This window comes from Humibacillus xanthopallidus, from assembly GCF_044793955.1.
Lineage (GTDB): Bacteria > Actinomycetota > Actinomycetes > Actinomycetales > Dermatophilaceae > Humibacillus > Humibacillus xanthopallidus_C.
The window spans coordinates 2294485-2315118 of record NZ_CP084995.1; the positions used below are offsets into that span (position 1 = coordinate 2294485).

Below are 20634 nucleotides of genomic sequence, written 5' to 3' on the forward strand. Positions count from 1 at the left end.
GTGCCCCGACCGATCGCCACGAACACGAGCGTCGACCGCGACGCCCTGCTCGACTTCGTCCGGCCGCGCCACTCGATGGTGCTGATGACCGCCCGGTCCGACGGGCGGCCGCAGGCGTCTCCCGTCACGGGTGGTGTCGACGAGCAGGGACGCATCGTCATCTCGACCTACCCCGAGCGCGCCAAGACCGCGAACGCCCGGCGCCGGCCGGAGGTGTCGGTGCTCGTGCTCTCCGACGACTTCGGCGGCGAGTGGGTGCAGGTCGACGGCAACTGCGAGGTGCTCGACCGGCCCGACTCCGTGGAGCCGCTCGTCGACTACTTCCGCGCGATCTCGGGGGAGCACCCCGACTGGGACGAGTACCGCCAGGCGATGCACGACCAGGGCAAGTCGCTGCTGCGCATCACGCCCACCCGCTGGGGTCCCGTCGCGCGCGGCGGCTTCCCGGCCCGGCTCGCCGACTGAGACCGTGCCGGCCGTGCTGCGCGTCGGAGTCACCGGGGGCATCGGGTCGGGCAAGTCGAGCGTCGCGGCCCGCCTCCGCGCCCTCGGCGCGCACGTCGTCGACGCCGACGCCGTCGCGCGCGAGGTCGTCGAGCCGGGTACGAGGGCGCTGGAGATGATCCGGGATCGCTTCGGCGACAGCGTGATCCGCGCCGACGGCGGCCTCGATCGGGCTGCGCTAGCCGCCATCGTGTTCACGGACCGCGAGGCACTCGACGGCCTCGAAGAGATCACGACGCCTGCGATCGGCGCCCGAGTGACGACGCTGCGCAACCAGGCACCAGCGGGTGGTGTCTCTGTCTTCGACATGCCCCTGCTCGTGGAGCGTGGCCTGTGGGTGCACGAGCACCTCAACCTCGTCGTCGACGTTGACGCTGACACCAGGGTGCGGCGTCTCGTCGAGCACCGCGGCCTCGACGAGGCCGATGCCCGTGCACGCATCGCCACGCAGGCGACCGACGACGAGCGCCGCGCCGTCGCCGACGTGGTCCTCGACAACCGCGGCACCCCGCAGCAGCTCGAGCGGAGCGTCGACGCGCTCTGGCGTGAGCGCATCGAGCCGTATGCCGCCAACCTCCGTGACGGCACACGCACCCGTCGGGTCGGGCGAGGAGCAGTCGTGGACCCGCGGGCCGACTGGGAGCTGCGCGGCGAGCGCGTGGTCGCCAAGATCGGCGCAGCCCTCGCGCGGAGCGGGGTGGCGACCGAGGTGTCGCACATCGGCTCGACCGCGGTGCCGGGGCTCATCGCCAAGGACGTCATCGACGTGCAGGTGGGCGTGCGTCACCTCGCCGACGCCGACCGCGCTGATGTGCGGGCAGCGATGCGTGACGCGGGTTACCTTCTCTCCGAGGGCAACTCGGGCGACAACCCCAAGCCGGGCACCGACCCGGGGGCGTGGGGCAAGCGCTTCTACGGTGGCTGCGACCCCGCGCAGGTGGTGCACGTCCACATCCGCGAGCTCGGCTCTCCCGGCTGGCGATTCGCCATCCTCTTCCGTGACTGGCTCGTCCACGTGCCCGCCGAGCGTGAGGCCTACGCCGCTGAGAAGCGGCGACTGCTCGCGATCGACGACGACACCGACGCCTACGTCGAGGCCAAGGAGCCGTGGTTCGACGCGGCCTGGCAGCGCGCGCAGGCGTGGGCCGACGAGACCGGCTGGCGGCCGTAGCGCGAGCACGCCACGCGGCATACCGCAGGCGTCTGTGGTGTTGTGGTGGGCATGCGCGGTGAGTACAAGGTGCCCGGAGGCAAGCTCGTGGCCGTCGACCTCGAGGTCGACGGGGAGAGGCTCGGCGACGTCAGCGTGTCGGGTGACTTCTTCCTCGAGCCGGACGAGGCCCTCGGTGACATCAACGCCGCGCTGGTCGGGATGCCCGTCGAGGCGGGCGTCGACGAGCTCGCCGCCGCGATCCAGGGCGCGCTGGGCGCTGAGGTGGCGCTCATCGGCTTCACGCCCGAGGCGGTCGGCATCGCGGTGCGGCGCGCCCTCGGCAAGGCGACCGGCTGGCACGACCACGCCTTCGACGTCATCCCGGCGCGGGTGCTGCACCCGGCCATGCACGTCGCCCTCGACGAGGTCATCGCCCGCGAGGTGGGGTCGGGGGAGCGGCCGCCGACACTGCGCTTCTGGGACTGGGACAGCCCCCTCGTCGTCATCGGGTCGTTCCAGTCGGTGCGCAACGAGGTCGACCCGGAGGGCGCCGACCGTCACCGGATCGACGTCGTGCGCCGCGTCTCGGGCGGTGGGGCGATGTTCATGGAGCCCGGCAACTGCATCACCTACTCGCTCGTCGTGCCGGGCTCGCTCGTCGAGGGGCTGAGCTTCGAGCGGTCCTACTCCTTCCTCGACGACTGGGTCATCGGCGCGCTCGGCGACGTCGGCGTCGCCGCCCACTTCGTGCCGCTCAACGACATCGCCAGCGACCAGGGCAAGATCGGTGGCGCTGCGCAGAAGCGCTTCGCCGACGGCACGGTGCTGCACCACGTGACCATGAGCTATGACATCGACGCCGACAAGATGCTCGAGGTCCTGCGCATCGGGCGCGAGAAGATGAGCGACAAGGGCCACCGCTCGGCCAACAAGCGCGTGGACCCCATGCGGTCGCAGACCGGCCTGTCGCGTGACGCCATCCTCGAGGCCTTCACGGCCGCCTTCGCGGCGCGCTACCGCACCCGGCTCACCGACTACACGGCGGTCGAGCTCGCCGAGGCGGAGCGCCTCGTCGAGACGAAGTTCTCCACCCCGGAGTGGACCCACCGGGTGCCGTGAGACCGGCACCCGGCGGGTGTCAGCGCCAGGCGGCCTGCCGGACGGCGACCGCCATCGAGGGCGCCAGGGGCAGCCGCGGGATGAGCGTGGCACCGACCGCGTGGTAGAGGTCGGCCTTGCCCGGCCACACGGTGTCGGTCGGCTCGTTGGAAGGGTCAAGCTGGTGGTGCCACGACCCGTACTCGGCATCGATGAGCACGACGCGGATGTGGTCCCACCACCCGGCATATCGCTCTGCGTAGGCCGAGTCACCGGTGCGCTGATGGAGGGCGGCGGCGGTCGCGGTGGCCTCGGCGGCGACCCAGTGCATGCGGTCGCGCACGACGGGGGAGCCCGACCAGTCCGTCGTGTAGACGAAGCCGGGCTGCCCGTCGACGTCCCACCCGTCTGCCACCGCCTGCCCGAAGAGCGACTCGGCGGCATCGAGGAGCCCGGCCGGGGCATCCGCGCCGGCTGCCGTCGCAGCGGCCTCGCCGTGCAGCATGAGGCGCGCCCACTCCAGGCCGTGGCCGACCGTCGCGCCGTAGGGCTTGAAGGGGTCGTCGGGCCGGTCGGCGTTGTGCTCGAGCTGCGGCTGCCAGGAGTCGTCGAAGTGCTCGGGCACCCGCCAGCCGTTGTCGCGCGCCCAGCCGGCGACCCGCTCGAGGATGCCGAGCGCGCGCCGTCGGCAGGTCGCGGCCGCCTCCGTGTCACCGAGCACCTCGGCCAGCACGTCGGCAGCGGCGAGCATCGCCTCGGTCGAGTGCATGGCCGCGTTGATGCCGCGGTAGCCGTCGAGGTGCTCGAACGCCGTGTCCCAGAGGTCGACGGGCAGGCCAGCCTCGGCGTCCCAGAAGCGCTCGTCGTAGACGCCGAGCGCCTCCTGCAAGAGGTCGGCTGCGCCGGGTCGACCGGCTGCGCTGGCCGACGAGGCGGCCAGCACGACGAAGGCGTGGTCGTAGCAGGCCTTGCCGCTCGCCGGCGTGCCGGACCCGTCGAGCGACGGGAACCAGCCGCCGTGGTCGGCGTCGCGCAAAGGGCCGGTCAGCCCCGCCAGCGCCGCATCGGCGATGGGCCCGCTGCCCGGCACGCCGAGCAGCGCGCCGAGGGAGTAGACGTGCACCATGCGTGCCGTGATCCACGTGTGGACGCCGCGGCCGGGCTCGGGCTGCCCCCGGTCGTCGAGCCAGAAGGCCCCGCCGCCGGGTGCCGGGCACCGCTCACCGAAGGCCAGCAGCGACCGGCAGTGGTCGTCGAGCCAGGCCCGGTGCGTCGGCTGGTCGGGCCAGGCCACCGGGGCGTGGGACGGGTCGCTCATGAGGTCCTCCGGCGCAGCCGCAGCGTGACGATCTGGAAGGGTCGTAGCGCCAGTGTGCCATCGCCGCCGGTGAGGGCCGTGGGCTCCTCGTGGGGTCGTTCGAGCAGGTCGGTCTCGACGATCTCGTCGACGTCGAACCCGGCGACGAGGCGGCCCCGGGCCCGGCTGCCGTGTGCCTCGTAGAGCCGCACGACGACGTCACCGCTGCGGTCCTCGGCCAGCTTGACCGCCTCCACGACGATGCCGTCGCTGCCCTCGACGCGAACGATCGGCTCCGGGGCGGAGCCGCCGACGACCTCGCGCAGGGGCAGGTTGATGCGATAGCCCTCGCGCACGGCCTCGGGGATGCCGGCGCCGACGACGAGACCGACGCGCAGCCGGTGGCTGCCCTGGTCTGCCTCGGGGTCGGGGTAGACGGGGGCGCGCAGCAGTGACAGCCGCACCGTCGTCGTCGTGCCGCCACCGTCGCGCGTCGAGCGGCCGATGTCGTGACCGTAGGTCGAGTCGTTGGTCACCGCGACGCCCCAGTCGCTCTCACCCACGTGCACCCAGCGGTGGGCGCACGTCTCGAAGCGGGCGGCGTCCCACGACGTGTTGCTGTGCGTGGGCCGGTGGAGGTGGCCGAACTGGATCTCGGACGTCGCACGGTCGGCGTGCACGTCGACGGGGAACGCCAGCTTGAGCAGCTTCTGCCGCTCGTGCCAGTCGACGTCGAGCTCGAGCCCGATGACGGCGCTGCCGGCCTCGAGGGTGATGAGCTGTTCGACCCGTGACGACCCGAAGGAGCGCACGACGCGCACCGTCGCCCGCGCGGCGTCGCTCGAGACGAGCTCGACGACGTCAGCGGCGACGAGGTCGGTCGTGTGTCGCCTGTAGTGGTCGTCGATGTCCCAGGCGTCCCACTGCGTCGGGGTGTCGCGGTGCAGCTGGAGCAGCGCGCCGCGCGAGCCGGGTGCCAGCGCCTCGCGACCGCCGGCGCGCAGGTCGACGACGGAGCTGAGCAGCCCGTCGCCGTCGACGACGACGCGGATGACGCCGTTGTCGAGCACGATGCCGGCCGGGTCGTCGGCATCGTGAATGACGGGGGATGCCTCGTCACCGGCGTCCGCGGGTCCGGCACCGAGCGCCGACGCGCCCGCCACGGCGTGCGGGCCGGCGTTGAAGACGAGCCGCTGCTCGCCCGGCCCGGCAATGTCGCCGAGCGACGCGGCGATCAACCCTTCGAGGCGCTCTGCCACGGCGGCATACCGCTCCTCGGCCTCACGGTGCACCCACGCGATCGACGTGCCGGGGAGGATGTCGTGGAACTGCTGGAGCAGCACCGTGTGCCACGTCTCCTCGAGCGCGTCATAGGGGTATGCCGCGCCGGCTCGGACCGTCGCCGTCGTGGCCCAGAGCTCGGCCTCGCGCAGCAGGTGCTCGCTGCGGCGGTTGCCCCGCTTGGTGCGGGCCTGCGAGGTGTAGGTGCCGCGGTGGAACTCGAGATACATCTCGCCGCTCCACACGGGCGGCTCGGGATACTCGGCCTGGGCGTCGCGGAAGAACTCGAGCGGCCCGCCGAGCTCGACACGCGGCGAGCCCTCGAGGTCACGGGTGCGGGCGGCCGCCGCGAGCATCTCGCGGGTGGGTCCGCCGCCGCCGTCGCCGTAGCCGAAGGGCAGCAGGGAGGTGTTGGCCCGCCCCTTCTCGGCGAACTGGCTCTCTGCGCGGGCGAGGTCCTCGGCCGACACGGCCGAGTTGTAGGTGTCGGCGGGCGGGAAGTGCGTGTAGATGCGGCTGCCGTCGATGCCCTCCCACCAGAACGTGTGGTGCGGCATGCGGTTGGTCTCGTTCCACGACGGCTTCTGCGTGAGGAACCACCGGGCGCCCGCTGCCGCGGCGATCTGCGGGAGGGCGGCGGTGTAGCCGAAGGAGTCGGGCAGCCAGACATCGAGCGGCTCGACGCCGAACTCCTCGGCGAAGAAGCGCTTGCCGGCCACGAACTGCCGGGCCAGGGCCTCGCCTCCGGGCATGTTGGTGTCGGACTCGACCCACATGCCGCCGACCGGCACGAAGCGGCCCTCGCGGACGCGCTCGCGGATGCGCTCGAAGAGCTCGGGGTGGCTGTCGCGGACCCAGGCGTACTGCTGCGCCGACGAGCAGGCGAAGACGAGGTCGTCGTCCTCGTCCATGAGCGCCAGCACGTTGGAGAAGGTGCGAGCGCACTTGCGCGCGGTCTCGCGGGTCGGCCAGAGCCACGCCGAGTCGATGTGCGCGTGGCCGACCGCGACGATGCGGTGCGCCGTCGCGTCGGCGCGGGCGCTCAGCACGGCCCGCAGGGCGTCGCGGCCCGCGGCCGCCGTGCCCGACACGTCGTCGGGGTCGACGGCGTCGACCATGTCCTCGAGAGCCCGCACGACGGTCGCCCGCCGCGACGAGGTCGCCGGCAGCTGCTCGACGAGGCCCGTGAGCGCCGCGATGTCCTGCTGCAGCTCCCAGACCGTCACGTCGAGCTCGGCCAGGTCGGCCGCGCGCCACCGGTAGAGCGGGGCGTCGCCGGCCGTCGAGAGGTCGCCGAGACGGGTCGGCTCGAAGGTGAAGTCGCCACCGCCCGCGACGTCGGGGTTGGACGACGCCTCGAGCAGGAGGTCGACGGTGGATCCGGCGTCGCCACCGCTGGCGCCGGCGGTGGCGTCGGAGAGGGCGACGTAGCGGTTGCGGGGGTGCAGGCCCTTGATGACCGTGCCGTCGGGCCGGTATGCCGTGGCCTCCGCCTGGAACCCGGGCTGGGTGTCGGAGTAGCCGAGGTCGACGACGACCTCGAGCCGCTTGCCCTCACCGCCCCAGCCGTCCGGCACGCCACCCGAGAGGCGGAACCACGTGGTGCCCCAGGGGCGGCCCCAGGCGGTGCCGTTGTCAATGGCCTCGAAGTCCGCCGCGAGAGCCTCGGCGAAGGGCACGGGCTCTCCCGGCACCACCCACCGGCTGACGGCCAACGGGGTGCGCCGGTGATAGAGCGCGGGGACGATGCGCTCGCGGACGAAGCGGTCGACCCGCATCTCGACGAGCTTGGTGTTGTCGTGCACGACGGAGGATTCCTCTCAACCTTTGACGGATCCGGCGAGGGCGAAGGAGCCGCCCGCAAGACGTTGGACCAGCAGGTACAGCACGAGCACCGGCACGGAGTAGAGCACGGAGAAGGCGGCCAGCTGGCCGTAGGCCACCGCTCCGTTGGTGCCGAAGAACGTGTAGATCGACACGGCAGCAGGCTGCTTCGCCGGGTCGAGGAGCAGCACGAAGGGGACGAAGAAGTTCCCCCAGGCCTGGGTGAAGACGAAGATGAAGACGACCGCGAGTCCGGGCCGCATGAGCGGCACGACGATCCGGCGCAGCGCCTGCATGGCGCTCGCCCCGTCGACCCAGGCGGCCTCCTCGAGCGAGATCGGCACGCTGTCCATGAAGTTCTTCATCATCCACACGGCCATCGGCAGCGACGTCGCGGCGAGGAAGAGGATCGTGCCGGGCAGCGAGTCGAGCAGGCCGAGGGTGACGAAGAGCGCGTAGACCGGCACCATCACCGCCGTGATCGGCAGGCAGCTGCCGAAGAGGATCGTGTAGAGGAACGCCCGGTTGAAGCGCATCTTGTAGCGCGAGAGCGGGTAGGCCGCGAGGATCGCGACGACGACGGTGATGAGCGCGGTGGCGCCGGAGATGATGAACGAGTTGAGCAGCGGGGTGAAGGTCAGCTCCGGGCTCAGCACCGCGCGGAAGTTGTCGAGGGTGGGGGAGGAGGGCACCGTGACCGACACCGTCGCGGACGGGTTGACCGAGGCGAGCAGGAGCCAGGCCAGCGGCACGAGGAAGGCCACTGCGACGACGAGCAGGGCGGCGCCCGCGGCGATCCTCGTCCCCTTCTTCGTCGGGGACGACAGCTGCGGTGGTGCGGGACTCGGCGTGAGGGGCCGGGCGACCGTGCCGGGCACGGCGGTGACCGGAGAGCGACCCCGGCGCGAGGTGAGCGGGCCGGCGGCACCGGCTCGGGTGGTGGACTCGGTCATCAGTCGACCTCCGGCTTGAGGGCGCGCACGTAGACGAGGGCGAAGACCGCGCCGATCACGAGCGTCACGGTGGCGATGGCGGTGCCGTAGCCCACCTGGGCGAACTTGAACGCCTGCTGGAAGGCGAGGACGGGGAGGGTCGAGCTCTGGGTGCCCGGCCCGCCGCCGGTCATCACCCAGATCAGCGTGAAGACGCCGAGCGTCTGGAGGGTCGTCAGCATCATGTTGGTCGCGATCGCCCGACGGATCATCGGCAGGGTGATTCGGAAGAAGCGCTGGAGCGCGTTGGCACCGTCGATCTGGGCCGACTCCGTGATCTCCGGGGGCACCTCGTTGAGGGCGGCGTTGTAGACCATCATCGAGAAGGCCGTGCCCCGCCACACGTTGGCGAGGATGACCGACAGCATCGGGAAGAGGATCAACCACGACGGCCCGTCGAGGCCGAGCCAGCCGAGCGCGGTGTTGAGCGTGCCCTCGGAGGAGAAGAACGCATACAGCGTGAAGGCGGCGACGATCTCGGGGAGCACCCAGGCCATGACGACGAGGGCGCTGACGACCGACCCGGTGCGCTTGGGGCCGTTGCGCAGCAGGAGCGCGAGTGCCATCCCGATGACGTTCTGCCCGATGACGGCCGAGGCGACGACGAAGAGCAGGGTGAGCCAGGCCGACTGCCAGAACTGGCCGCTGCTCAGCAGTCGGGTGTAGTTGTCGAGCCCGATGAACTCGGGGTTGGCCGCGCGGTAGCCCGACAGGGCGGCGTTGGTGAGCGATCCGTAGAGCGCGTAGCCGATCGGACCGACGAGGAAGATCGCCATGAGCACGATCGCCGGGGTGAGCGGCACGAGTCGCAGGGCCGTGCGGGCGGCCCCCTGCGAGGGCGCGCCGGGGCCACCGGACCGGGGGCGGAACGGCGTCCGCCCCCGGCGCGTCGGGCCCTGAACGTCCAGGGCGGTCATGGTCACTCCGCCTGGGTCTTGTCCTGGCCGACGATCCCGAGCAGGCCCTGGTCGTAGGCCTCCGCAGCCGCCTCCGGGGTGGCCGCACCGGTGGCGACCGACTCGACGGCGACCTGGATGTTTCCGGAGATCTGGCTGTAGTCCGGCGTGGCCGGGCGGAAGTTCGTCACGGGCACGAGCGAGGAGAAGAACTTGAACGACGGGTTGTAGTCGAGGTACTCCGGGTCCTCGGCGACGTCCTTGCGCACGGCGATCTGGCTGTTCTCCGTGTAGTACTTCAGGGAGTTCTCACGGTTGAGCGCGACGCCGATGAAGTCGACGGCCGCCTGCTTGTCGGGGGCGTTGGCACCGACGGAGAGGAGCCAGCCACCCGACATCGAGGTCGCTCCCGGCTCCTGGCCGTTCTGGGTCGGCATCGGGGCGAAGCCGATCGTCTTCTCCCACTCGGGCCAGGCGTTGTCGCCCTTGATCCACTGACCGGGAAGCCAGGAGCCGTCGAGCGCGATGGCGAGCTTGCCCTGGGGGAGCAGCTCGGTCGAGACGCGGCTGCCGACCGTGGCGTCGAGGGCGAGGTCGAGGCCCGGCCCGAGCTTCTCGCCGTAGACCGTCTGGTAGAAGTTGAGTGAGTCCTTGAACCCCTTGGAACCGGTGACCCACTTCTGCGAGCTGGTGTCGTAGAGCGTGCTGTCGGTGCCGTAGAGGAGCATCTCGAAGCCCTGCATCGAGGTGCCCTCTCCGGTCGACTTGCCGGCGTAGATGTTGAACGGCGTGACGTCGGGCAGCTTGGCCTTGATGGTGCGGGCCGCGCTCAACACGTCGTCCCACGTCTTCGGCTGCCACTCCGTCGGCAGGCCGGCCTGGGCGAAGAGCGTCTTGTTGTAGTAGAGCGCGCGGGTGTCGGTGCCCATCGAGACGCCGTAGGTCTTGCCGTCGTCGCCGAGGCCGGCCTGCTTGGCGGTCTCGTCGAACTGCGACCAGTCGGTCCACTTCGCGAGCTGCTCGTCGATGGGGGCGAGGTAGCCCGCGGCGGCGTCGGAGCGCACCTGGAAGCTGTCCTCGTAGATGACGTCCGGTGCGGTGGAGGCCGACCGGTTCATCAGGGCGAGCTTGGTGAAGTACTGGTCCTGCTCGGCCTCGATCGGCATGAGGGTGACGGTCTTGCCCTGGTTGGCGGCTTCGTACTCCGTCTTGGCCTTCTTGAGCACGGCGTCGAGCTGCGTGAATTGCGAGGTGCGCTGGTAGGCGACGGTGAGGGTGTTGGCGTCGCCACCTGCATCACCGGAGGCGCCACCCGAGCTGGAGGATCCACAGCCGGCGAGGGCGACGGAGATGGTGAGGGCGGCGGCGCTCAGCGCGACGGCACCGTGTCTGCGATTCATGTGTGATGGCCCCTTTGCTATCGCCGAGTCCACCTTGACTCGGTGCTAGGGAATTTATACATCAAATGGAGTTATTGCTGTCAAGGGGTTGGGGAGACCTCGTCGCGGCTCGTGCAGGCAGTCTCGCCGAGGTCGGAGGCCGTCGTCCGTCGACCGGCTGCGCCGGGGTGCCACGGGGTCACTGCGTGACGAGCAGCGTCGCCGACCGGGGACTGAAGGCCTGGTCGAGCACGAGGCAGGCAGCGCCCACGGCGGCGACGTCGGCGCCGACGCTCGTGCCCCGCACGGTGATCGGGTGGATCGTCGAGGCCACGGCCTGGGCGCGCACGATCTCGGGCACGACGCGGAGGAAGACCGGAGCGAGGTGCTCCCACAGCGGCCCACCGAAGACCACCTGGTTGATGTCGAGGAGGTTGACGACGTCGACCGCGGACTTGGCGAATCGTGTGGCCATGTCCTCGAGCAGCTCCAGGGCGACCGGGTTGCCCTCGGCGGCGAGGGCGCAGAGCCGGCCGAGGGCGTCGCCGACAACGTCACGGTGGTCGGCGTCCTCGCCGGCCGCGGTCGCATCGAGGGCGGCGTCGAGGGCGTCGATGCCGCGCCGGCGGGCGGTCTCGACGACGGTCCTGGGAGAGCAGACCTCGCCGACACAGCCCCGCTGTCCGCACGAGCACGGTGGTCCGTCGGGCCCGGTGATGAGGTGGCCCATCTCGCCGGCGTTGCCCGACGTGCCGCGGTGCACCTCACCGTGCAGCACGAGCCCCGCTCCGACGCCGGTGCCGATGTAGAAGAAGACGGCGCTGCCGGGCCCGCCGATCGCCCCGGACCAGAGCTCGGCGACGACCGCGGCGACGACGTCCTTGTCGAGCAGCACGGACAGACCGGTGGCCTCGGCGAGCATGTCGCGGATGGCCACCCGGTCCCAGCCGGGCAGGTTGGGCGGACGCATGAGGGTGCCGGTCGTGGCGTCGACCGGTCCGGGCGCGGCCACCCCCAGCCCGACGATCCGGCTAAGGTCCACCCCGGAGGCGGCGACGAGGGCCGCCACCTCCTGGGCCACCTCGCCGAGCACCTGCTCCGGGCCGAGCCCGGGGCGCAGCGGCTTGACCGAGCGTGCGACCGGGCGGCCGACGAGGTCGAGCACGACGAAGGTCATGAGCGCAGGGTCGAGGTGCACCCCGACGGCGAAGCGACCTCGCGGTGCGAGGCGCAGCAGGGTCCGCGGCTTGCCGGGTCCGACGACGCGTTTGCCCGCCTCCTCGACGAGCCCGATCTCGAGCAGGCGCCGGCAGATGTTCGACACGGTCTGCGGCGAGAGGCCGGTCAGCCCGGCGATCTCCACCCGGCTCAACCCCTCGACGTTGCGCCGGATGGCCTCGAGCACGACGACCTGGTTGTAGTCGCCGACCCGAGGCAGGTTGGACCCGCGTCGGGTCGTCGCCGGCGTCGTCGCGGCCGCGGTGGCGTTCACCGGCTCATGGTGTCACGAGGGCCCACGGGCCGTGACCCGCTTCCGCCGGCCACCAGCCATCAGCCACCTGCGGCGGCTTCGGCGCTGCGCCGCGCTCGTGCCGCGGTCGGCGCCTACGCTCGGGGCATGGTCAGGTCGCCGAGGCGCCTCGCCGCGGTGCTGCTGGGCTGTTGCCTCGTGGCAGACGTGGTCGCGGTGGCGTGGGCCGGGGGCTTCGCGGCACGAACGGCGCCGCCCGCCTCAGCCGCTGCCGCCTCCTCGGCTCCGACGGGATCGGCGGCCGTGCTGCCGCCGACACCAGCTGCCCCCGCAAGCATGACGCCGACGCCGACGCCGACGCCGACGGACTCGGCACCACCCGGTCGGATCACTCTCGCCTTCGCCGGCGACGTCCACTTCGAGCGTGCGGCCCGCGCCCTGCTCACCGACTCCACGCCGCTGACGTCGGCGCTGCGCGACTCCATCGGCCGTGCCGACTTCGCGATGGTCAACCTCGAGACCGCGCTGGGCGAGGGCGGAGCGCCCCTGCCGGGCAAGGCGTATGCGTTCCGGGCCCCGGTGAGCAGCCTGGACACCCTGGCCCGTGTCGGGGTCGATGCCGTGAGCATGGCCAACAACCATGCCGCCGACTTCGGCGAGGCCGTCTTCGCCCAGACCCTTTCGGCCCGTCGTGGAGCGGCGGTGCCGATCGTGGGGGTGGGCCGCGACGAGGCCGAGGCCTTCGCGCCGCTGCGTCTCGACGTGCACGGGGTCTCGGTCGCGGTGCTCGCCTCCTCGCAGCTGCGCGAGGAGACCTCGCGCGACCATGCCGCCGGCCCGGCTGACCCCGGCATCGCCACGAACCTCGACCCTGCTCGCCTCCGGCGGGCCGTGCGGGCTGCGTGGGCGACGAGCGACCTCGTCGTCGTGATGATGCACTGGGGCACCCAGTACACCAGCTGCGCCGACGAGCGACAGCGCGAGACGGCCCGGCTGCTCGCCGCCGACGGAGCCGATGTCATCGTCGGTGGCCACGCGCACCGACCGCAGGGCGCCGGGTGGCTGGGGCAGAGCTACGTGGCCTACGGGCTGAGCAACTTCGTCTGGTACAACAACGAGGGGGCCGGCGCCCAGACAGGGGTGCTGACCGTGACGGTCGACGCGGCCGCCGCCCGTGCCGAGAAGGGGCGCGCGGGCCGGTCACGCCCGCTCGTCGTCGGCGGCGAGTGGTCGCCGATGCTCATCGGCACCGACGGGGTGCCCCGCACCCCGACGTCGGCTCCGGTGCGCGACCGGCTCGTGGCCGGGTGGGACGCCGCCACCCGGTGCGCCGGCCTCTCCGCGGCACCCGGCTGACCGGCATACGGCATCGGACGGCGTGGCTGACCGGGTTTCCGGGGCGTCCGGGGCAGTGGCGACGGGCATCGAGACGGTTGCGAGACGGCTGCGAGGCGGGCGTTGTCGGTGGTCGGACGTACGGTTGACGCATGCGTCCCACGACCGACCTCCAGCGCACGGTGGCCCCCTTCGAGGTGATCTCGGACTACACGCCCAGCGGTGACCAGCCGACGGCGATCGCCGAGCTCGCGCGGCGCGTCCGGGCGGGGGAGCAGGACACCGTGCTGCTCGGCGCCACCGGCACCGGCAAGTCGGCGACGACGGCCTGGCTCATCGAGCAGGTGCAGCGCCCCACCCTCGTCATGGCACCCAACAAGACGCTGGCCGCGCAGCTGGCCAACGAGTTCCGCGAGCTGCTGCCCAACAACGCCGTCGAGTACTTCGTGTCCTACTACGACTACTACCAGCCCGAGGCCTACATCCCCCAGACCGACACCTACATCGAGAAGGACAGCTCGGTCAACGACGAGGTCGAGCGGCTGCGGCACTCGGCCACCAACTCGCTCCTGACCCGGCGCGACGTCATCGTCGTCGCGTCGGTGTCGTGCATCTACGGCCTCGGCACGCCGCAGGAGTACGTCGACCGGATGGCCCGCCTCCGCGTGGGGCTCGAGATCGAGCGCGACCAGCTGCTGCGGCGCTTTGTCGAGATGCAGTACACCCGCAACGACCTCGCCTTCACCCGCGGCACCTTCCGCGTTCGCGGCGACACCGTCGAGATCATTCCGGTCTACGAGGAGCTCGCGATCCGCATCGAGTTCTTCGGCGACGAGATCGAGCGCATCTACACCCTGCACCCCGTGACCGGAGAGGTCGTCAACGAGGAGCAGGAGATGTACGTCTTCCCGGCCTCCCACTACGTCGCCGGTCCCGAGCGCATGGAGCGCGCGATCCGCGGCATCGAGCTCGAGCTCGAGGACCAGCTGGCGCTCTTCGAGAAGCAGGGCAAGCTCCTCGAGGCCCAGCGGCTGCGCATGCGCACGACCTACGACCTCGAGATGATGCGCCAGGTCGGCTTCTGCAACGGCATCGAGAACTACAGCCGACACATCGACGGTCGCACCTCGGGCTCGGCCCCCAACTGCCTGCTCGACTACTTTCCCGAGGACTTCCTCCTCGTGCTCGACGAGTCCCACCAGACGGTGCCGCAGATCGGCGCGATGTACGAAGGCGACATGTCGCGCAAGCGGATGCTCGTCGAGCACGGCTTCCGGCTGCCGAGCGCGATGGACAACCGCCCGCTGAAGTGGGAGGAGTTCCTCGAGCGCATCGGGCAGACGATCTACCTCTCGGCGACACCGGGCGACTACGAGCTCGCCAAGTCGGCCGCCGGCGGTCCGCCGGTCGAGCAGATCATCCGCCCCACCGGGCTCGTCGACCCCCAGGTCGTGCTCAAGCCGACCAAGGGCCAGATCGACGACCTCATGCACGAGATCCAGGAGCGCACCAAGCTCAACGAGCGTGTCCTCGTCACGACCCTGACCAAGAAGATGGCCGAGGACCTCACCGACTACCTCCTCGACAAGGGCATCCGCGTCCGCTACCTCCACAGCGACATCGACACGCTGCGGCGGGTCGAGCTGCTCCGCGAGCTGCGGCAGGGCGTCTACGACGTGCTCGTCGGCATCAACCTGCTGCGCGAGGGTCTCGACCTGCCCGAGGTGTCGCTCGTGTCGATCCTCGACGCCGACAAGGAGGGCTTCCTGCGCTCCGCCCGCAGCCTCATCCAGACGATCGGCCGCGCCGCCCGCAACGTGTCCGGGCAGGTGCACATGTACGCCGACAAGATGACGCCGTCGATGGAGCAGGCACTCGACGAGACCAACCGGCGTCGCGAGAAGCAGATCGCCTACAACACCGAGCACGGCATCGACCCGACCCCCCTGCGCAAGAAGATCGCCGACATCACCGACCTGCTCGAGCGCGAGGACGCCGACACCCAGGAGCTCATCGGCTCCGGCCGCATGCAGTCCCGAGGCAAGAGCGGAGGCGGGCGGGGCGCCATGGCGGCCGATGTCGGGGTGTCTGCCGGTGGCCGGCCCGAGCGTCCGGCCGACATGGCGGCCTCCGAGCTGGCCGGGCTCATCCAGGAGCTCACGACGCAGATGCACCAGGCCGCGGCCGAGCTTCACTTCGAGCTCGCAGCCCGGCTGCGCGACGAGATCGGCGACCTCAAGAAGGAGCTCCGTCAGATGAGCGCGGCGACGCGGTGAGGTCCGCGCGATCCGTCGGCGGCGGGAGAGTGACCGGGGTCACGCGCCCATCCCTCGGGCTCAATTTGAGCCTCTCGGAGCCGGGTGAGAGGATCAGGCGTTCACGGAGGGGAGTATCCCTACTGCGGCGGGCTCGTCATCACGGAGTGGTCTTCACCGCTGCTCCCGGACCCGTCGGTCCACCACACGGTGGGCGGGAGAGACCTCCGGTCATTGATGTGGTGACCGGAAGGTTGTGCCCATGAACGTTCCCACCTGGGGCTGGTTCCTGACGATCGGTCTGATGACCGTGTTCCTCGCGGTCGACGTCTTCGTCATCGCGCGGCGTCCCCACGTCCCCTCGATGCGCGAAGCCGGGCAGCACCTCGCCTTCTTCGTCGCCTGCGCCATCCTCTTCGGCCTCTTCGTGTGGTGGCAGTGGGGCGGTCAGTACGCCGGCGAGTTCTATGCCGGGTGGCTTACCGAGTACTCCTTGTCGGTCGACAACCTCTTCGTCTTCCTGCTCATCATGAGCAGCTTCAAGGTGCCGCAGAAGCTGCAGCAGTCGGCCCTGATGGTCGGCATCATCATCGCGATCGTGCTGCGCGGCATCTTCATCGCGCTGGGCGCCGTCGTCATCAACGCCTACGCCTGGGTCTTCTACCTCTTCGGCGCCTTCCTCATCTACACCGCCATCAAGCTGGCCAAGGGCGGTGGGACCGAGGACGACGAGTACCACGAGAACCGCTTCCTGCTCTGGGTCGAGAAGCGCTTCCCGGCCACCAAGGAGTGGCACGGCACCAAGCTGACGATCGTCGAGAACGGCAAGCGTCTCATCACGCCGATGCTCATCGTCATCCTCGCGCTGGGCACCACCGACCTGCTCTTCGCCCTCGACTCGATCCCGGCGATCTACGGCCTGACCAAGGAGCCCTACCTCGTCCTGACGGCGAACATCTTCGCCCTCATGGGTCTGCGGCAGCTCTACTTCCTCATCGGCGGCCTGCTCAAGCGGCTCGTCTACCTCAGCATCGGCCTGGCCGTGCTGCTCGGCTTCATCGGCGTCAAGCTCTTCCTGCACGCCCTCCACGAGAACAACCTGCCGTTCATCAACGGCGGCGAGCCGTTCGACGTGCCCGACATCCCGATCACCGTGTCGCTGGGTGCGATCGTGCTCATCCTCGGCGTCACGACCATCGCGAGCCTGCTCAAGACGCGCAGCGACAACAAGAAGGACGACGCGGCCGGCATCACCCGCGACAGCGACGGCAACGTCATCGACCCGGCAGCTCCCTCGGCGCCCACGCACCCCGAGGCTGTCGAGGGCGGGCACGCCACTCTGGAGCACGACACGGCCGACACGGCCGAAACGGCCGAGCGCGCTCCGAAGGCGTAGCCACCCCGGGTCACCCTGCGCCGAGGGTCACCTCGTCGCCGACGGCGATCGTGCCGGAGGTGAGCAGGCGCAGCACGGCGCCGCCGCGGTCATGCAGAGCGCGCGCGGCGCCGGGGCCCAGCGTGTCGTCGAGCAGGCGGCACGGTGCGGCGACCCGCACCACCTCGAGCTCGACGTCACCGATGGTGACCCGAGTGCCGGGTTTCGTCGGGACGGGCCCGCCCGACACCGTGATGTTGCGGCGGGTGAGTCCCGGGTCGACGGGGCGTCCGAGGTCGTCGGCCGCGGCCTGGAGCGCCTCGATCGACTGGATCGTCACGTGGCGGTGCTTGCTGCCGTGGTAGCGGTCGCCGACGAGCCCCGCACCGGCCTCGGCCTCGGCGCTCGGGACCGGACGCGTCGGCAGCCGACGCCCGGGCGCGGTGTGGATCGACAGCACGGTGGCCTTCACCCCGCCACGGTATGCCGTGTGGCGCCGCATTCGCGAAGCAGCCACCGCCCCACGGGCAGCGGCCACCGCACACCCGCAGCGGTCACCGGACACGCGCAGCGGTCACCGCACGCGGTGGGCGACCAGCCAGCCGACGAGGGCGGGCACGGCCATCGCGCCGAACACCGCGACATAGGCCGCGGGCACGCCGGACCCGGCCGCCGCGAAGACGATGGCCGACAGGGCGAGGGCGGTCGCGGCTCCCGCGGAGTCGCCGATCTGCAGCGCCGAGCTGACGAAGCCCTGCTCCGTCGCGTCGGCGCGCCCGAGGGCCTGGGCCGTCACGCGGGGGTAGAGGGTGCCGATGCCGAGGCCGAGCAGCGGGAAGAGGGTGATGACGACCCACGAGGGGGCGTCCGTGGCGACCGCCGCCGCCAGGCCGACGAGGGTCGCGGTCATCAGCCCGAGCGAGACGGCGGCGGTGCGCCCGATCTCGAAGCGGGTGTCCCAGGCGCCCTGCACCCACGACCCGGCGAACCACGACACACCGGTCAGGGTGAGGGCGATGCCCGCCACGCTCGGCGAGAAGCCGTCGCGGTCCGTGAGCAGGCGCGGCAGGTAGACCTCCGCCCCGGTGAAGGCGGCGAAGGCGAGCCCGCGCAGCAGCACGTCGCTCGGCAGGCCGCGGCCGGCGAGCAGCGTGCCTCGCGGGAGCAGCGGCAGCAGCGCCCCGACGACGACGGCGAGCGCCACGACCGCGAGCAGCACGGTGAGGCCGACTGCCAGGGTGTCGAGCCGCTCGGCGACGAGGTTGAGCACGAGCACCGCTACCGCGAGCACGATAGAGGCGACCAGGGCGTGCCACCTCCACGGCACCGCGACGACGTCCTGGCCCAGGTCCCGCACGATGCGGGCGAGCAGCGCCCCGGCGCCGAGCAGGACGATGATCGCGAGTCCGAAGACCCAGCGCCAGCCGATCGTCTCGGCGATGACGCCGGCGACGAACGGCCCGACGATGGACGGCACGACCCAGGCTGCCGAGAATCCGGCGAGGATCGCCGTGTGCAGCCGCGGCGGGTAGATGCGGGTAACGAGGACGTAGAGCGCGGTGCTCGTCATGCCGGCCCCGAGACCCTGCACGACCCGGGCACCCACGAGCACCGGCATCGTGGGGGCGAGACCGGCACCGATGAGGCCGACGGCGAAGAGGACGAGCCCGAGCACGAGGGGCGGTCGGGGGCCTCGCCGGTCGGCGAGGTTGCCCGACCAGACGATGCTGACGATGCCGGCGGCGAGCGTGGCGGTGAACGCCATCGCATAGAGCGACTCACCGTTGAGGTCGCGGGCGATCGTCGGCATCACGGTCGTCAGAGCGAGGGCCTCGAAGGCGTGCAGCGACACGAGCGCCAGCGCCCCGACCGTCGTGGCCCGCAGGGCCGGCGAGAGCAGCCCGCCCGCGCTCATCCCGGTGCGATCGTCGGGTCGGGAGCGGTCGGCCCGCCCGGTTCCGGCTTCGTGGCGCCGCCCGGGCCGCCGCGCTGCGAGCCGAGCACGATGGCGCTGGCGACCACGACCAGGGCCATGCCGGCGATCTGCGAGGGGTCGAGCACCTGGCTGAGCACGACGAAGCCGGCCACCGCGGCCACCGCCGGCTCGAGGCTCAGCAGCACTCCGAAGACGCGCTGGGCGAGGTGCCGCAGGGCGACGAGCTCGAGGGAGTAGGGCAGCACCGAGGAGAGCACCGCGATGCCCAGCCCGAGGGCGACGTCCGGCCAGGTCCATCGGTCGATCGTGGTCAGCCCGAGCGGGGCCACCGCCGCCGTCGACACGACGAGGGCCAGGGCCAGCCCGTCGAGACCCGGGAAGGCCCGACCCGTGCGCTGGCTCAGCACGATGTAGGCCGCCCACATCGCCCCCGCGGTCGCGGCGAAGGCGATGCCGACCTTGTCGAAGCGGTCCCAGGCGTTGTCGAACGCTCCCGACACGAGGGCCACCCCGAGCCCGGCGGCCAGCACGGCCAGCAGGTCGCGCGGCCTGCGGGAGAGCACGGCCGCCAGGGTGAGCGGCCCGAGGAACTCGATCGTCACGGCCACCCCGATCGGCAGGTAGGCCAGCGACGCGTAGAAGGTGGTGTTCATCGCCGCGAGCGCGAGCCCGAAGAGCACGACAGTGACCCAGTCCGAGCGGGAGCGGCCTCGCCACGAAGGGCGGGCGACGGCATACAGGATCGCGGTGGCGAAGAGCAGCCGCAGCAGCACCGAGCCGGTGGCGCCGATGCGCGGCACGAGGGTCGCCGCGAAGGCACCGCCGAACTGCACCGACACCACACCGACGAGGACGAGCAGCGGGGCGGTGCGGTGGTCGACTCTCACGGGTGCGGCAGCCGGCCCGCGGCGACCAGGGTCGCGAGGCGCTCGGGCGGCAGGTCCTCCTCCACGAGCACGCCACCGGTCTCGGAGGCGTGCACCATGCGACCCGGTCGCACGACGATGCCCACGTGGTGGATGCGCCGCCCCGGCCGGGCGAAGAAGTAGAGGTCCCCCGACTGCACCGCGTCGAGCGCCACCGGCTCGGCGGTGTCCGCCTGCGCATAGGCGTCACGCGCCACGACCAGGCCGAACTGGCGCCACGTGTGCAGCACGAGACCCGAGCAGTCGAAGCCGAGCGGGGAGATCCCGCACCAGAGGTAGCGCAGACCGATGTGCTGCCGGGCCAGCAGCACCGCGGGGTGGTCGAGCGCGCCCAGGCGGGTCAGGGTGTCCGCGGCTTCCGGTGGCGTCACTGCGGCAGGAGCGCCTTCCACGGGAGTGAGGTGGGCGGCCGGCACCCAGCCGGGGTAGCCCCGATCGTCCTTGGGGGAGCGCTGCCACGGTGCGACCACGCGGGCCCACCGTCCCGAAGGGTCAGCGGGGTCGGTGCCGTGGGCACCGACCACGGTCACCGGCTCGCCGTGCAGCAGCTGCGACTCCACCCGGCCGTGCAGGCCCAGCCGGCCGGCACCCGACTCGTCGTCGTCGGCGTGGGCATCGAGGGCTGCCAGCCAGGCGACGGCATCGGGGCGGTCCCGAAGGACCGGCGCGTCGACCGGTCGCGGGCTGTCCGGCCCGACCCAGAGCGTCGTCACGGGCACGCTCACCGTGTGCGTGTGCGTGTGGGTGTGCGAGTGGGGCGGTGGGTTCCCCTCGGGCAGAGGGGCGCTGGCAGAGCTCACGCCAGCATCCTGCCACCCCCGCCCGGGCCGCTGCGGTCGCGCCCCCGCGCGGATCAGCCCCCGTGTGATGCACGGATCGGCCCAACATCTGGTCGCGGGAGCCTCGGAGCCG

The 20634-nt window shown here is 71.6% G+C and carries 16 protein-coding genes; 6 read left to right on the forward strand and 10 right to left on the reverse strand.

What is annotated here, in order from left to right:
- From LG278_RS10125 to LG278_RS10135, 3 genes are read left to right on the forward strand one after another with little or no spacing between them, the layout of a single operon-like run.
- Positions 1–465 (forward strand): PPOX class F420-dependent oxidoreductase, encoded by a 465-nt coding sequence (locus LG278_RS10125; protein WP_404393428.1) that lies wholly within the window; start codon positions 1–3, stop codon positions 463–465.
- Positions 466–478: 13 nt separating this feature from the next.
- Positions 479–1675 carry a dephospho-CoA kinase gene (coaE, locus tag LG278_RS10130; protein ID WP_404393430.1) on the forward strand — a complete coding sequence of 399 codons (1197 nt, stop codon included), beginning with the start codon at positions 479–481 and terminating at the stop codon, positions 1673–1675.
- Positions 1676–1726: 51 nt separating this feature from the next.
- The gene (locus tag LG278_RS10135) at positions 1727–2776 is read left to right on the forward strand and encodes a biotin/lipoate A/B protein ligase family protein (RefSeq protein ID WP_404393432.1); all 1050 of its coding nucleotides are present in this window, start codon (positions 1727–1729) and stop codon (positions 2774–2776) included.
- A gap of 19 nt (positions 2777–2795) precedes the next feature.
- Here LG278_RS10135 and LG278_RS10140 read toward each other — a convergent pair whose 3' ends face one another.
- The 6 genes from LG278_RS10140 to LG278_RS10165 form a co-directional block, all read right to left on the reverse strand.
- The gene (locus LG278_RS10140; RefSeq protein ID WP_404393434.1) at positions 2796–4073 is read right to left on the reverse strand and encodes an AGE family epimerase/isomerase; all 1278 of its coding nucleotides are present in this window, start codon (positions 4071–4073) and stop codon (positions 2796–2798) included.
- Complete coding sequence (locus LG278_RS10145) at positions 4070–7138, reverse strand: alpha-mannosidase (RefSeq protein ID WP_404393436.1); 3069 nt, start codon at positions 7136–7138, stop codon at positions 4070–4072. The genes LG278_RS10140 and LG278_RS10145 overlap by 4 nt, the downstream gene beginning before the upstream one ends.
- Positions 7139–7153: 15 nt before the next feature.
- Positions 7154–8110, reverse strand: coding sequence for a carbohydrate ABC transporter permease (locus LG278_RS10150; protein WP_404393438.1), 957 nt, complete (start codon positions 8108–8110; stop codon positions 7154–7156).
- Complete coding sequence (locus LG278_RS10155) at positions 8110–9066, reverse strand: carbohydrate ABC transporter permease (RefSeq protein WP_404393440.1); 957 nt, start codon at positions 9064–9066, stop codon at positions 8110–8112. The genes LG278_RS10150 and LG278_RS10155 overlap by 1 nt, the downstream gene beginning before the upstream one ends.
- A 2-nt stretch (positions 9067–9068) precedes the next feature.
- A complete protein-coding gene (locus LG278_RS10160; protein WP_404393442.1) occupies positions 9069–10445 on the reverse strand; it encodes an extracellular solute-binding protein in 1377 nt (458 codons plus the stop codon).
- A gap of 178 nt (positions 10446–10623) precedes the next feature.
- Positions 10624–11916, reverse strand: coding sequence for an ROK family protein (locus tag LG278_RS10165; RefSeq protein ID WP_404393443.1), 1293 nt, complete (start codon positions 11914–11916; stop codon positions 10624–10626).
- 126 nt (positions 11917–12042) lie between these two features.
- Here LG278_RS10165 and LG278_RS10170 point away from each other — a divergent pair, with 126 nt between their 5' ends.
- From LG278_RS10170 to LG278_RS10180, 3 genes are all read left to right on the forward strand, one after another.
- Positions 12043–13251: a CapA family protein gene (locus LG278_RS10170; protein WP_404393445.1), complete on the forward strand. Its 1209-nt coding sequence runs from the start codon at positions 12043–12045 to the stop codon at positions 13249–13251.
- 131 nt (positions 13252–13382) lie between these two features.
- Positions 13383–15506 carry an excinuclease ABC subunit UvrB gene (uvrB, locus tag LG278_RS10175; protein WP_404393447.1) on the forward strand — a complete coding sequence of 708 codons (2124 nt, stop codon included), beginning with the start codon at positions 13383–13385 and terminating at the stop codon, positions 15504–15506.
- A 241-nt stretch (positions 15507–15747) separates the two neighbouring features.
- Entirely contained in the window at positions 15748–16881 is a 1134-nt protein-coding gene (locus LG278_RS10180) for a TerC family protein (protein WP_404393449.1), read from the forward strand.
- A gap of 10 nt (positions 16882–16891) precedes the next feature.
- Here the strand turns inward: LG278_RS10180 and LG278_RS10185 are convergent, their stop codons facing one another.
- The 4 genes from LG278_RS10185 to LG278_RS10200 all read right to left on the reverse strand — a co-directional run bounded on the left by LG278_RS10185 (position 16892) and on the right by LG278_RS10200 (position 20522).
- A complete protein-coding gene (locus LG278_RS10185; RefSeq protein ID WP_404393451.1) occupies positions 16892–17332 on the reverse strand; it encodes an MOSC domain-containing protein in 441 nt (146 codons plus the stop codon).
- A 102-nt stretch (positions 17333–17434) separates the two neighbouring features.
- Positions 17435–18775: an MFS transporter gene (locus LG278_RS10190; protein WP_404393453.1), complete on the reverse strand. Its 1341-nt coding sequence runs from the start codon at positions 18773–18775 to the stop codon at positions 17435–17437.
- Positions 18772–19683: an EamA family transporter gene (locus tag LG278_RS10195; RefSeq protein WP_404393455.1), complete on the reverse strand. Its 912-nt coding sequence runs from the start codon at positions 19681–19683 to the stop codon at positions 18772–18774. Before LG278_RS10195 ends, LG278_RS10190 begins: the two co-directional genes overlap by 4 nt.
- Positions 19680–20522 carry a C40 family peptidase gene (locus LG278_RS10200; protein WP_404393457.1) on the reverse strand — a complete coding sequence of 281 codons (843 nt, stop codon included), beginning with the start codon at positions 20520–20522 and terminating at the stop codon, positions 19680–19682. Before LG278_RS10200 ends, LG278_RS10195 begins: the two co-directional genes overlap by 4 nt.
- Between the last annotated feature and the right edge of the window lie 112 nt (positions 20523–20634).

Bases quoted from the DNA above. Each gene is read 5' to 3' on its own strand.
- LG278_RS10160 (WP_404393442.1), bottom strand. From the start codon at position 10,445: ATGAATCGCAGACACGGTGCCGTCGCGCTGAGCGCCGCCGCCCTCACC.
- LG278_RS10150 (WP_404393438.1), bottom strand. From the start codon at position 8,110: ATGACCGAGTCCACCACCCGAGCCGGTGCCGCCGGCCCGCTCACCTCG.
- LG278_RS10170 (WP_404393445.1), top strand. From the start codon at position 12,043: ATGGTCAGGTCGCCGAGGCGCCTCGCCGCGGTGCTGCTGGGCTGTTGC.
- uvrB (WP_404393447.1), top strand. From the start codon at position 13,383: ATGCGTCCCACGACCGACCTCCAGCGCACGGTGGCCCCCTTCGAGGTG.
- LG278_RS10190 (WP_404393453.1), bottom strand. From the start codon at position 18,775: ATGAGCGCGGGCGGGCTGCTCTCGCCGGCCCTGCGGGCCACGACGGTC.
- LG278_RS10135 (WP_404393432.1), top strand. From the start codon at position 1,727: ATGCGCGGTGAGTACAAGGTGCCCGGAGGCAAGCTCGTGGCCGTCGAC.
- LG278_RS10180 (WP_404393449.1), top strand. From the start codon at position 15,748: ATGAACGTTCCCACCTGGGGCTGGTTCCTGACGATCGGTCTGATGACC.
- LG278_RS10140 (WP_404393434.1), bottom strand. From the start codon at position 4,073: ATGAGCGACCCGTCCCACGCCCCGGTGGCCTGGCCCGACCAGCCGACG.
- LG278_RS10155 (WP_404393440.1), bottom strand. From the start codon at position 9,066: ATGACCGCCCTGGACGTTCAGGGCCCGACGCGCCGGGGGCGGACGCCG.